17 protein-coding genes, 2 tRNA genes, 1 other RNA gene and 1 pseudogene are annotated in these 11,672 nt (G+C 62.6%); 9 read left to right on the top strand and 12 right to left on the bottom strand.

The window, feature by feature from the left end; all coding sequences use genetic code 11:
- The first annotated feature begins 41 nt into the window (after positions 1–41).
- Positions 42–131: transfer RNA gene (locus tag QZT63_RS01420), tRNA-Ser, on the top strand.
- Between the two features lie 22 nt (positions 132–153).
- An RNA gene (ffs, locus tag QZT63_RS01415) (signal recognition particle sRNA small type) lies at positions 154–250 on the top strand.
- Between the two features lie 52 nt (positions 251–302).
- Here ffs and QZT63_RS01410 read toward each other — a convergent pair.
- A complete protein-coding gene (locus tag QZT63_RS01410) occupies positions 303–635 on the bottom strand; it encodes a DUF1820 family protein (protein ID WP_290647920.1) in 333 nt (110 codons plus the stop codon).
- 133 nt (positions 636–768) lie between these two features.
- On the opposite strand from QZT63_RS01410, the gene QZT63_RS01405 reads away from it, so the two are divergent.
- Together QZT63_RS01405 and QZT63_RS01400 are read left to right on the top strand one after the other, a co-directional pair.
- A complete protein-coding gene (locus QZT63_RS01405; protein WP_290647919.1) occupies positions 769–1,245 on the top strand; it encodes a hypothetical protein in 477 nt (158 codons plus the stop codon).
- Positions 1,246–1,382: 137 nt separating this feature from the next.
- Positions 1,383–1,595, top strand: coding sequence for a hypothetical protein (locus QZT63_RS01400; RefSeq protein WP_290647918.1), 213 nt, complete (start codon positions 1,383–1,385; stop codon positions 1,593–1,595).
- A gap of 203 nt (positions 1,596–1,798) precedes the next feature.
- Here QZT63_RS01400 and QZT63_RS01395 read toward each other — a convergent pair whose 3' ends face one another.
- From QZT63_RS01395 to QZT63_RS01370, 6 genes are all read right to left on the bottom strand, one after another.
- On the bottom strand, positions 1,799–2,113 hold the full coding sequence (locus tag QZT63_RS01395) for a hypothetical protein (protein WP_290647916.1): 315 nt from the start codon (positions 2,111–2,113) through the stop codon (positions 1,799–1,801).
- Positions 2,110–2,415, bottom strand: a complete 306-nt coding sequence (locus tag QZT63_RS01390; protein ID WP_290647914.1) for a MoaD/ThiS family protein — start codon at positions 2,413–2,415, stop codon at positions 2,110–2,112. The genes QZT63_RS01395 and QZT63_RS01390 overlap by 4 nt, the downstream gene beginning before the upstream one ends.
- Positions 2,405–3,673: an FAD-dependent oxidoreductase gene (locus QZT63_RS01385; RefSeq protein WP_290647912.1), complete on the bottom strand. Its 1,269-nt coding sequence runs from the start codon at positions 3,671–3,673 to the stop codon at positions 2,405–2,407. The genes QZT63_RS01390 and QZT63_RS01385 overlap by 11 nt, the downstream gene beginning before the upstream one ends.
- A gap of 38 nt (positions 3,674–3,711) precedes the next feature.
- Positions 3,712–5,562, bottom strand: coding sequence for an aldehyde ferredoxin oxidoreductase family protein (locus QZT63_RS01380; RefSeq protein ID WP_290647911.1), 1,851 nt, complete (start codon positions 5,560–5,562; stop codon positions 3,712–3,714).
- Positions 5,563–5,577: 15 nt separating this feature from the next.
- Positions 5,578–6,099 carry a 4Fe-4S dicluster domain-containing protein gene (locus QZT63_RS01375; protein WP_290647910.1) on the bottom strand — a complete coding sequence of 174 codons (522 nt, stop codon included), beginning with the start codon at positions 6,097–6,099 and terminating at the stop codon, positions 5,578–5,580.
- Positions 6,100–6,288: 189 nt separating this feature from the next.
- Positions 6,289–6,678: a gamma-glutamylcyclotransferase family protein gene (locus tag QZT63_RS01370; RefSeq protein WP_290647908.1), complete on the bottom strand. Its 390-nt coding sequence runs from the start codon at positions 6,676–6,678 to the stop codon at positions 6,289–6,291.
- A gap of 301 nt (positions 6,679–6,979) precedes the next feature.
- On the opposite strand from QZT63_RS01370, the gene QZT63_RS01365 reads away from it, so the two are divergent.
- A complete protein-coding gene (locus tag QZT63_RS01365) occupies positions 6,980–7,420 on the top strand; it encodes a host attachment protein (protein ID WP_290647907.1) in 441 nt (146 codons plus the stop codon).
- A gap of 551 nt (positions 7,421–7,971) precedes the next feature.
- Here the strand turns inward: QZT63_RS01365 and QZT63_RS01360 are convergent.
- From QZT63_RS01360 to QZT63_RS19895, 3 genes and pseudogenes are all read right to left on the bottom strand, one after another.
- Complete coding sequence (locus tag QZT63_RS01360) at positions 7,972–8,289, bottom strand: hypothetical protein (RefSeq protein ID WP_290647906.1); 318 nt, start codon at positions 8,287–8,289, stop codon at positions 7,972–7,974.
- Between the two features lie 62 nt (positions 8,290–8,351).
- Positions 8,352–8,453: a hypothetical protein gene (locus QZT63_RS19900; RefSeq protein ID WP_366635552.1), complete on the bottom strand. Its 102-nt coding sequence runs from the start codon at positions 8,451–8,453 to the stop codon at positions 8,352–8,354.
- A 77-nt stretch (positions 8,454–8,530) separates the two neighbouring features.
- Positions 8,531–8,650: pseudogene (locus QZT63_RS19895) on the bottom strand (AAA family ATPase); the annotation flags it as partial.
- A gap of 39 nt (positions 8,651–8,689) precedes the next feature.
- Between QZT63_RS19895 and QZT63_RS01350 the strand changes: the two are divergent.
- The 4 genes from QZT63_RS01350 (at position 8,690) to QZT63_RS01335 (ending at position 10,882) form a co-directional block, all read left to right on the top strand.
- Entirely contained in the window at positions 8,690–9,019 is a 330-nt protein-coding gene (locus QZT63_RS01350; RefSeq protein ID WP_290647904.1) for a hypothetical protein, read from the top strand.
- A 398-nt stretch (positions 9,020–9,417) separates the two neighbouring features.
- Complete coding sequence (locus tag QZT63_RS01345) at positions 9,418–9,891, top strand: cyclic nucleotide-binding domain-containing protein (protein WP_290647902.1); 474 nt, start codon at positions 9,418–9,420, stop codon at positions 9,889–9,891.
- Between the two features lie 361 nt (positions 9,892–10,252).
- Entirely contained in the window at positions 10,253–10,528 is a 276-nt protein-coding gene (locus tag QZT63_RS01340; RefSeq protein WP_290647900.1) for a DUF1902 domain-containing protein, read from the top strand.
- A 183-nt stretch (positions 10,529–10,711) separates the two neighbouring features.
- Positions 10,712–10,882 (top strand): hypothetical protein, encoded by a 171-nt coding sequence (locus tag QZT63_RS01335; RefSeq protein ID WP_290647898.1) that lies wholly within the window; start codon positions 10,712–10,714, stop codon positions 10,880–10,882.
- Positions 10,883–11,098: 216 nt separating this feature from the next.
- Here the strand turns inward: QZT63_RS01335 and QZT63_RS01330 are convergent.
- Both QZT63_RS01330 and QZT63_RS01325 read right to left on the bottom strand, forming a co-directional pair.
- Positions 11,099–11,174 (bottom strand) — tRNA-Glu (locus QZT63_RS01330).
- Between the two features lie 155 nt (positions 11,175–11,329).
- A partial coding sequence (locus QZT63_RS01325; RefSeq protein WP_290647897.1) for an NfeD family protein occupies positions 11,330–11,672 on the bottom strand: 343 nt, incomplete at its 5' end.

Here is an 11,672-nt window from a genome sequence, read left to right as displayed (position 1 = left end):
TACGCTTCCGGCCCTCGATGACGTCGGTCATCACGGATTCGGGAGAGGTGTCCGAGCGGTCGAAGGAGCGCGCCTGGAAAGCGCGTGTACCCAATGCGGTACCGAGGGTTCGAATCCCTCCCTCTCCGCCATCTGTCGATTCAATGGCGGCCGTGCCGGTCCCCCCGCGACGATAAACTGTGAACCCGGTCAGGCCCGGAAGGGAGCAGCCGAAGCAGTGGACTCGGGCGCCGGGGTGTGGCTGGTACGCGTCGCCTCCAGCTTTGCCGTACCTGATTGGGCGCGCCTTGGGCGCCGCTCAACTACCGGCCTGTTTTGGGCCCGTACCCCGGGGTGGCGGGAAACAGCGCGACATTACCGCTGCTCGCCTCGGTGACCTTGCACGCACCGACGCGCTCCACTTCGTCAATACGCACCACTGCATGCATCGGAATATAGGTGCGCTTGACACCCTCGAACTCCGACTGCAAGCGCTCCTCGGCGGGATCCACCACCACCTTCGTGCGCTCGCCGAAACTCAGGGCCTCCACTTCGACGAACCCCATCATCTCGCCCTGATGCACATGGCGCGCGTAGATCTCGTAGACTTGCCCCTGATTGAAGAATATGACCCGGTACATGCGCTGCTCCGCCATGGATCAACCTCATTGACGCGTTACCAATAGCTAGTTGAGGATACCACAGTTACCAACCTCCCGGGCTCCGCGGCCAAGCGCCGTGCGCCCCGCCATCAATGTGCAGCACCCGGTGCACACAAGGAGACGATCAATGTTTGCCTGGGAAGGCCAGGCGGTGCCGGCAATTGACGCGATGATGCGCGAGCGGGATCCGCGCCGCTACCGCCTCGGGCTGATGACCACGACGGGTGACGGAGATTCAGCCGTGATGATCTGGTTCGCGGGCCGCAGCGAGTTGGGGCAGTACCTCGCCCGCGTCGAGCCCCGCCGGCGCGGTCTCGAGGGACTGGAGTACACACGCCTGCGCGATGCGCTGCAGGACAGAGTGGCAGACCTGGAGATGCGCGGAACGACAGCGGAGCTGCGCGAGGCGCTAAACCAGCACACGCTACCTGTATTCAGGATTCATTGGTGGGGCACCCTCGAGAGCCTTCGACAGGGTGGCGACCCATGGAGCCGCTCCATGCTCCGGGCGCTGACACCCCCTGCTGACCCGCCACTACCGGCGCGCCGGACCGTCGAACTGCTCGATGCGCTGGCGGAATTGGCCCCGAGGTCTGGGAGCTGACGCCATCCGCTGTGACTCTCGACGACGGCAGTCCCGAGACGCTAATCTAAGATCAATGGGCGTGTCGTCAACATTGCCTTCGGTCTGTGTCCCATGGTGGACCAACCGCATTGCAAACATTCTCTGGAGGATATCCCATGGCACTGTGGCGGTGCCGCGTTCCGACGGGCCCTCAGGAACGCGACTTGGAAGGGGACGGGGTTGTGGTTGAGGCTGACACCATCGCCACCGCAAGAACCCTGGCAAAACGGGAGATTGAGTTCGAAGAAGTCTCGGTGGACGAAAACGGACGCACAATCGCCGTAGAAATCAACGATATCGTCTGCGAGCGCATAGAAATCGAAGATTGACGGTTGTCAATCGGCCCCATCCGCGCAACTCCCGTGGGGTGGAAGATGGGCAGGGGTGAGTGAAGCACGGAGAAGCCTCGGGCCGTAGCGGCGTTCGTCCCCGCAAAGGCGTGAAGTGGGTCGTGCCGCTGTTGTGGATGTTCGCAGTCGCGGGCATGACGCCGACAGCAAGTGCTTGAAGGCCAAAAGAAGGGCGGCTGGCGCTACCCGCCGCCGCGCTGGAATCGCCGATTGAAGTGCGATAGAAAGGAGTTGCGTTGCTCGGGCGAGAACCCGTGGAAGACCAGCCTCACCGGAAGGCTGGGCAGCTCGATTGCTGCAATGCGCCGGCGGCGTTCCGGCCCAAACTCCAGACGCACCAACGACTCACCCTGACTGGCGAGCACAACGTTGCCCTGTTGCTCCCATTCATAGCCGACGAACAGCGCAGGCAGTGCCTGCACGAGTTCGCGCTCCTGCAGACCCATGTCCTTGACAACAACATTGTCCGCCTCTGCAGGCACCGGCAAAACACTCACCCCCCCGCCACAGGGGGCCAGACAGCAAAGGCGTCGCCCTCACGGAGTATGGCACGATCGCGCTCGCCGGGCTTCACGTAGAGGCCATTGCGCAACACCAGGTGAGCCATTTCCCGCGGCACGCGAAGCCGCTCCAGCAACGCATTGGGCGTCGTGTCCGCGGGGACCTCCAGCGTTACCTCATTGCGTTGCGCTCCCTCCGGGAGATACACATGCAGGCTGGCGAAGAGTTTCACCCGAAGCCGGATGGTCCCAGCCTCGGCGCCCGCCCCCGGCGATCGCGGTGAGGCCTCAGAGCACATGGGCGTTATAGCCAATTGGTCGGGTAGACGCTAAATAGGCCTCCATCAGCCGGGTGGGATCCTGCTTCAGCCGCTCCTTCCACCGCCCCAGTTTCACCCGGGTCTGAATCAGGCCACGCAGCACGCCGACGTGGTCGGTCAGGCCCAGCGCGCTGGCGCCCACGATGCGATCGTCCTCGAATTGGAGGTTCAGGTAGCGAAAACGGTCACGATCCTCCACCCAGGCGCTGTCACCGCCATCCTTGCCCATCCACAGCCCAAACGAGCTGGAGATCAGCCCCAGAGTGTCCAGAACGTTCATATTAACGCTGCCCTGGAAGGCCTGGGACCGCCCGGCCATGTTACTGGCCGCAACCCGGGCATGATCCGCCGCTGTCGGTTGTACGGCATGGACGGCGTACTCTCCTGTCGAGAAATCCACGCCCTGAGCGACATCTCCGGCCGCAAACACCCCTTCGACGCTTGTCTGGAGTTGGCGGTTCACCAGGATGCCGGTATCCGTATCAATCCCCGAACCCTGAAGAAACTCGACGTTGGGCTGCACACCGACGGCGGTAATGACCAGATCGGCATCCAGCACCTGACCGTCGCCAAGACGCACGGCGGCACCGTGGCCGGCACGGCCGTCCTCTATGGCCTCCACACGGGCCTGAAGTCGAACGCTGACCCCTTTGCTCTCGCACCATCGGCGTAACATGCCGCCGGCCGTGTCATCCATCATGCGCGGAACCATGCGGTTTTCCGCTTCGACCACAGTGAGTTCGGTCTTCCGGGAGGCCAACGCCTCAAGGATGATACAGCCAATAAACCCCGCGCCTATAAGCACGACCTTCGCGCCGGGCTGCGCAAGGCGGATGATTTCCCGGGCATCTGCCAGCGTCCAGCACGGGTGGACCTCAGGGCGGTCAACTCCGGGGATGGGGGGTTTGACAGGGCGACCGCCGGTGGCGATCAGCAGCTGATCATAACCCATGCTGCCGGCATCCCGCAGGGCAACGCTCCGCGCGCCGGGGTCGATGGACTCCACATGGTCGTGCACGACCCGGGTACTGTGCCCGGAAAAGTGCTCCGGGTTCTTGCGCAGATGCGTCCCCTCCTCGCCTATCTGCTCGACGAGATAGTACGGAATGGCCATACGCGAATAGGGCGGCTCAGCCTCACCACTGATCAGGGTGATCTCCGCATCGCGATCGAGCTTGTGAAGCTGGTCCGCGGCAACCACTCCGGCAGGGCCGGCACCGACGATGACATGTCGCATGAGCGAGTCTCCTTATAAGATCACGCGCCGACGAGTGCCTAAAGCCCGAGACGCTGCCGCGTCTGCTCAGTCAGCTCGCCCTCGGGGGTCCAGCCGCGAATCGCGTAGTACTTCGGCATCATGGCATGGACATCGTTGACCATTCCCTTGGCGGGCCCGACATTGGCGGCGTCCTTGCGCAACCGCTTGGGCAGCGTGTCGTCCTTGCCGGTCAACCCGGCGCGCAGGTTGAAATCACGCTCCAGGTTCCAGATCCGCTCGCCGACCTCCAGCAGATACTCCGTGGTCCACTCGCCGTCACACGCCGCGTCAATCTGCGGGGCGATGTCATCCAGTGTCCAAGCAAAGGTCGTGAAGACACACAGGCCGCTGGAATCGACAACCGCTGTGGCGTCCTGGAAGGCCTTGACCAGTTCGGGCTTGCCTTCGGTCGCCAACGGATCCGTTTTCTCCGGGATGCCCAACACTTCCGACGAGACGGTGTAACCGCGGAGATGGCAGGCGCCTCGATTGGAGGTGGCATAGGCCAGTCCCATGCCCTGGATACCGCGGGGGTCATAGGCCGGGAACTCCTGCCCCTTGACCGTCATGGACAGATCCGGGTGGCCGTACTTCTCGCACAGCCGCTTCGACCCCAGGCCCAGCTCCTTGCCAAAACCCTCGCCATGCGCCGTTAGCTCAGCGCACTGAGTCAGCGCCTCAGCCGAGCCGAATTTCAACTCGATGCCACCGGTCTCCTCTTTCGTCAGTGCCCCCATCTCGTAGAGCTCCATGGCCGCGGCCACGGTGGCGCCAAAGGAAATGGGGTCCATGCCATCTTCATTGCACAGAAAGTTGGCGTAGGTCAGCGCGTTGATGTCATCAACGCCGGTATCCGAGCCGAGCGCCCAGGCCGCTTCGTACTCCAAGCCGCCGGAGGCCTGCCAATACTCCGGTTTGTTCTGAACCGTGTAGTGCCCCTTGTCGATGGTGGCGATCCGACCGCAGGCAATGGTGCAGGCGAAGCACGCGGCGTTGGTTGTGAGATTGGGTTTGCCGTCGCTCTGCCGGGGCTCATGCATGGCCTCGCCGGAGATGCGATGCGCCCCCTCGAACTGGACCTCTCTCATGTTGCGGGTCGGCATGGCGGCCATTTCGTTGATGACATTCATGAGCACCTGCGTGCCGTACTGGGGCAATCCACCCCCGGTGACGGCATTATCCGACAACACCTTCTTGCCGGCCTCAGTCGCCTGCATGAAGCGCAGCGGATCCTTGATATTGCCGACACCGCGGGTGCCGCGCACCACCACCGCCTTCAAGTGCTTGGACGCCATGACCGTGCCCACCCCGGAACGCCCCGCGGCCCGGTGGAGGTCGTTGACGATGGCTGCGTAGAGATTGCCTGCTTCCGCAGCGCGGCCGACGCAACAGATGCGGATATCCGGATCCTGGTGGAGTTTGTGCAGGATGCCATCGGCCTCCCAAATCGAACGCCCCCAAATCTGGTCAGCCGGCAGGAGCTCGGCCTTCTCGTTCTGGATGCTCAGATAAACCGGCTGCGGCGACTTGCCCTCAAAAATAATCATGTCCCAGCCGGCCATTTTAAGCTCCGCACCAATGAAGCCCCCGGAATTGGAACAAGCGACGGCGCCGGTCAGCGGGCTTTTCGTCACCACGGAATAGCGGCCACCGGTGGAGGCCATGGTGCCGGTTAATGGCCCGGTGACCATGATCAGCTTGTTGTCAGGGCCGAGTGCGTCGACGGTGGGATCCACCTCTTCGGCCAGGTATTTAGTCGCCAGACCGCGCTGCCCGAGGTAGTCGCGCGCCCATTGTTTGTTCAGCGGCTCACTCGCCACCGTGCCGGCAGTGAGGTTTACCCGCAATACGTTTCCTGTCCAGGCCATGGTGTCACCCTCCCCTCACGACTCGCGGTCGAATATCTGCACGCTCTTTGGCTGCGGCGGATTGAACCGGGCCGGGGCCGAAGGCGCCTGTTGTGCCCACGCACGCATACGCTCGTACGTGGTGTCGGAGTCGTCCACGTAGGTGATGGCGCCCGTCGGACAGGCCTTGGCACACCAGGGGTCGCCGCCACACAGATCGCACTTGATGACCTTGCCGGAGTCGGGCTCGTAATTAACCGTGCCGAACGGACAGGCGATCGTGCACACCTTGCACCCCACGCAGACATCTTCCAGCACGTTTTTTGCGCCGGTGGCCATGTCCACGACAATGGCTTCCACCGGACAGGCGTGCATGCACCATGCTTCTTCGCATTGCGTGCAGGTATAGGGCGCGAACTTGCCCTCTTCGTGGAACGTAAAGACCTTGATGCGGGACTTCGCCGGGTTGAAGACGCCCTCGTTTTCATAGGAACAGGCCATCTCGCACTGCAGACAGCCCGTACATTTCTCGGCTTCCAGTTGCAGAGCCATTGCCATGGCTTTTCTCCTCCGCTTTGACACCGGTTGCGTAGTAGCCCCACTGAATAACCGACGTCTTCGTGAATCGAATGGGGTTTGCTCTATTCATTCTCCCTGAGCCGCGACCCTACAAACCAGTATAAGCGCAGTCGCTTACTTTTTCTTTCCACGGGGCGAGGGCAATTGAACAATCGTCCGGGGCGCTTGCTACCGGGCGCCGCGGCCCCGGCGCACGCGCTGCAGGCCGACATGGTGGAACCAGTCTCCGGACGGGACTTCGGGCCATCGCTGCCCGCGGGGGCGATACAGGTACATCCAGCTCGGGCCCCAGGGCGTGGCGATGCGCTCGCGCGTGTAGGAGCGCGGGTAATCCTCGAGTGCGTCGAGACGCCGGAACTCCACCGGCGTCACCGCGTAGACCTCGCCGTGAATCGGAGTTTCTCCGCCGGGGACCACGCCAGGGTAAGGCCCCAGGTCCAGCATGCGATACAACGGCTCCGTGACAAGCGTGCCAAGCTGCCGAGCGTCCTCAAGCAGCAGGTGATTACTTCCCCCACGGCGCAGCGTCCCGTAAACCAATACCCGCTCGCGCAACATGCTTACTCCATCCCAGGGCAGCCACCTCCAAGCTCGAAGTCCATTCTGACGGGTACCGTTCGGCGGAACCAAATGTCGCCATCAGGGGACGGAGATCCCGCAGACCATCAACCCGAGACGCCCCGTCAGACGGTCTTCTGAGTGAAACGCAATTCGCGACGCTCACTCCCATACCGACCTTCAACCCCCCGGCACTTACGCGCACGATGGGAAGCCAACCTGCATGAACTTGACCGGCGTCAACACCCCGCTATGCGGCGGTGGGGTAGTATTCTTGCCTAGTTACCTGGGCGGGGCATAAATGAAATCAACGTGGGTAGTCGTTGCCAATCGGGCTCGTGCACGGTTCTTCTCGCTGTCCAGCCCGAAAGGGCCGCTTACGGAAGTCCAAGACCTTGTCCACCCGGAAGGACGGCTTCACGATCAGGACATCAACGCGGACCGTCCCGGACGCTCCTTCGATACCAGTGGCAAGGGCCGGCATGCCATGGGCAAGCGCCACTCCCCCTCCGAACAGGAGGCGATTCGGTTCGCGCACACCGTCGGCGACCAACTCGCAAAACAACACTATGAAGGCGCTTTCGAGCGTCTGGTTCTCACCGCCCCACCGCACTTTCTCGGCCTGCTCCGGGATGCACTACCGGCGGCGGTCACGGAGAGCATCGTGATGGAGATCGACAAGGACCTCGCGGCGGTGGAACGCACCGATGAGATTCGCGAGCTCCTCCCCGAGCGGCTGTGATCAGGCACCCCACGGCGCCCGGAGAGCCAACCATTGAGCAGTGCCACCACAGCGTCGTCGCTGACCTGACTGAAATCCTCGTAGAACTGCCCCACTGCACCGAAGTGGGGCGTCATCTACAGGCAGGCCACCTCATCGGCCAAGTTTTCCAGGCGCCCCAAGACGTTCGGCGGTGCAGCCCTCAGGGCTGCGATGAGACGACCGGGACGCTTGCGGCGCAGCCGCTCTACAGAGAGATGGACCCTTCGGACCAGGCCTGATCATCGGTACGCTCACCAGGCGCCATCCCTGTAAGCAGCGCCATTGCATCGTCGACGTGGTTCAGCGCATACACTTTGAAACGCCCTTGGGTAACAGGATCCCGCACATACTGGCACAGCACAGATGTGAGACGTTTGCCGCCGGGAGAGCGACCCCCCAGTGCCATCAAGGCCGGCCATCACGACACGTCTCGGAGAAGCCCTTGATCTTCCCGTTCACACCACCCACACCACCGGCCGCCTGCCCCTCGCCTTGCTGGTTCATGGCGCCCGTCACGGCGATGGTCCGGTTCAACGGAAATGGGAGATGGCGGACCACAGCACACCACGTTCTGCCATCGAGGCGCTGTCGCCGTCGACATGGAGATACGATTGTTCGAACGCAAGGCTGGCAGATAGTGACGGCTCGCTATCGGGCGCGTCGCGGCTCGCCAGGTAACGCGCCAGGATTATCACGCCCTTGAAATGGACGTTGCCAACAAGCTTTGCCTCACGCTCTATGTCCACCAACTGCCCCCGGCCGGGGCGGGCCGTGGCGGTAATGCGCGCGGGCAGACCAAAGGCGAACTCACCCGGCTGCAGGACCGACAACCCGTTGACCGAGTCCACGGACCGCCCCGTAGCATGAACGACCTCAATGCCACGGCGCACCATCTCGCGACTGCGCTCTCTTAGCCGCGACCCCGGAATTCCTGAGCATCCAGGCCCTGCTCGATCCGAGCACGGGAGATGTGCGCCCCGTGCTTGTCCCTGGCGTAGTAATCCGCTTCCACCAAGAGGTCGGTGACCGCTCGTCCTCCGGGCTGACCGTTGTCCAGACCCCGTAGTTCCTCTTCAGGGGCTCCGCGCGGACTTCGGCGGCAAACGGGAAGCGTTTCAGGGTTTCCCAAGCAAACGGCTGAGTCAGTACGTTGTGCGCATCCACCAGGAGATAGCCTCCGTTTGCCCAATGAAAGGCCCCGGGTCGAATCAGCGAGAAGTCAGTTACCCCTGCACCCTCGTGAACCTAGTGCTCGATGAGATCACCGCGGATGGCATCGAGATAGGCCACATCCATAGGCAACTCGCCGTAACGCTGCCGTGGCTGTTGAATGCGACCGCTAACTGCGAGCAGGAGCATTTGCTAATTTCCAGCCATGCATGCAACGCTCGCGGGTGCGCAAACACCCGGCAGGCCGGCGCGGCAGGTTCCAGGAAAAACTCCTGCGGCTCCTCGGTCGATCGGCCGAGAAAACAGGCACTCGCAACGGGACGATTCGGCGACGCAGGCATCCCCACACCGGCGGATCTCACCAAATTCCTGACCCAAGTCAATCCGCTCAACCATGGCAACTGCTAGTGTCCTGTCCCGGCAAACACGCGGCCCGAGTGGGTTTCAAGTGACCCCAGCAGCGATGGCCATCGACGGAAACGAAAGACTGATGTCATGGGACGCATTGCACTGGATTATCGCGGTAACGCGGAGTCAACGCGGTGCCCTTCAGGGCAGACCTGGCCAGAACGTTACCCCCGTTCCGGCGGACCGAGGCGGGCCAGCGGACAACATTGCTCAGGCCGTGCGCAATCCACTTGGCGACGAGGCCCCTTATCACCGCCGGCTCCACCGTCACGGCCAACGGCGCTTAGCCCAGGACATAGTCCGCGGACCGACCTCCGGGTTCAGATCCTTTGGAATATCGCAAACCAATCTTCGGCCCGGGCCGCCCTGGCTGGGCCCTCGACACAAGGAAAGGAACGATGAACCGAACCCAGATACAGCAAGAGCTGGCGAAACTGCCGTTGCTCTCCGGCCTCGACAATGAATTCCTGCTGTTCCTCGGTGAATGCGCTCAGGAACGCAAACTCAACAAGGGCGATGTTCTGTTTCGTCAGGGTGAGCGGGCCACCGCGTTTTATGTCGTACGCAGCGGCGAGTTGCTCATCGAGATCCCAGCCATTTCAGGCCCTTCACTGGAAGTACAGCGTCTTTGCGACGGAAAAGTCCTTGGTTGGTCCTGGCTCGTTTCACCGTATAAGTGGACATTCCAAGCGCGCGCCGAACGGGAAACCACCCTTCTCGAATTCGATGCCGCCGCCATTCTGGCCCGCTGCGAGGAAGATCCTGCATTCGGCTACGCAATGATGAAGCGGTTCTCGAGCCTGATGTCGGAGCGCCTGGAAGCGGCACGTCGGCGCATGATGGACGAGTGGAACCCGCCCGGTTTCGCCTGAAGGTCGGCGAGAGACCCCTGTACCGATAGGACGGCACCGCACCACTGACCCCGGGTGCGGTGACCCCGGAACTCGGGGAATGTCCCGGTTGGCCACATGTCCGCCAAGCTCCACAGGAAAATGCTTGTGCGCAAGCTCGGGAAAGCGACGCGTTTTGCAGCATTCGTAGTTGGCGCCATCAGGGAACGGAGATCCCGCAGGCCACCAACCCGAGCCCCCTTGTGATAGGTTAGAAGCTAAGGAGGCGAGTTGATTGGCAATATCTTGACACTGGGGGAAGTAAGTCCAAGCATGACGGTGTACGATCAGGGACGACTATAGACGACGATTTCCGACCATTTGCCAGGTGGGTTTGCTGAGTATGAGCCGCCATACCGCAAGAATTGAAGCCATCTGGGACCCTGAGGCATCCGTTTGGGTTGCCGAGAGCGACGATGTGCCTGGATTGGCCACGGAAACCGAGACGGTAGAGGCGCTGATCGAGAAGCTGCGCGTTCTTGTGCCCGCGTTGCTGGAAGCCAATGGCATCTCGTTGCCTATCGAGGACCATGAACTCCCGTTCCACGTGATAGCTTCGCGTCACGATTCGACGCACGTCGCCGTACTGGAGCAGGCTGGGCTCGACAAGGCTTTCTGACACGTTCCACGAGACAACCCGCCGGCCGGACCGAGCGGGGCTGAGTCGGTGGCTTTGACGCTCAGCGGTCCATGCCGCGCCTCACTCCAGACCCTCCCATGAGAACGGCTGCGAGCCCTCAATATCCCAGCCCTCGCCTGTAAGGGCGATACCGGGGCTGTCGTCAAACACGTACCGGGAGGCGTGCCAGCGATCGTGGTGGCGCATGGCTTAGGGGAGTTCATCCAGGGATGCAAAAGCGGCAAGGCTGCGCCCGGCGGCGTGCGCTCGACGCGTGACACCTTCACCGACACGCTCGCCGGGCGCCGGCAGGGCCAGCCGCTCGACGGCGTGTTGGAGCGCCAGGCTCTTTAGCAGCGACGCGCCGGCACCCTCGGGGCGCTCGACCAGTCGGACAGCCGACGGACGCGTGGAAGCGACTCGGGAAGGCGCCGTGCGATGAGCACGCCCGGGTCGTGCCCGAATGTTGCCCGAATTCTGCCCGGGTATGCCGCGTGTTCGACCAAAAAAGGGGGTGTGGCACCCTGTGGATAAGCGGAAAAAGGCTTTGCGGGAGAGTGACTTGCGAAGTGGCGTCCCCTAGGGGATTCGAACCCCTGTCGCCGCCGTGAAAGGGCGGTGTCCTAGGCCTCTAGACGAAGGGGACGCAGCCCTTGGCCCAGCCAAGTTGGAGCGAATCATACGGAGGCCCCCAAGGGGTGTCAACTGACGGTGGCGCGCTCGAGCGCGTCTGGATGCCTGATCTGTTACAGCCCCGTTGCCACCCTGCTCCAATACAACCCGAAAGGTGTGCGCGCGATGCTATTCGGCGGCCGTTTGGGTGCTCTCTCGCAAGGCTTCGACAATGAGGACACGGCCTTCGCTGCCGTGGACACGAATGCGGGTGCCCACAGGAATCGGGTTTGACGTGGCGCGGGCTCGCCAGAACTCGCCGCGGACCAGCACCAAGCCCCGGTCGGCGATCTCGGTGCGGGCATAGCCAGTAGAGCCCTCCAGGCTAGCCACGGCGTCTACCTGTTGATTTGTCATCAGTGCCGGACGGTAGAGCGGATACAAGACGACATCTTTGGCGAGCCACAGGGCCATGATCCACACGACCCCCTCCGCCCCGAGCCAGCCGCGACTCATGAGGATAGAAAGGATT

Source organism: Aquisalimonas sp., from assembly GCF_007120195.1.
Classification (GTDB): Bacteria; Pseudomonadota; Gammaproteobacteria; order Nitrococcales; family Aquisalimonadaceae; genus Aquisalimonas.
The sequence above is the reverse complement of the archived record's forward strand: the minus strand, read 5'-3'. Positions and strand labels throughout refer to the sequence as shown.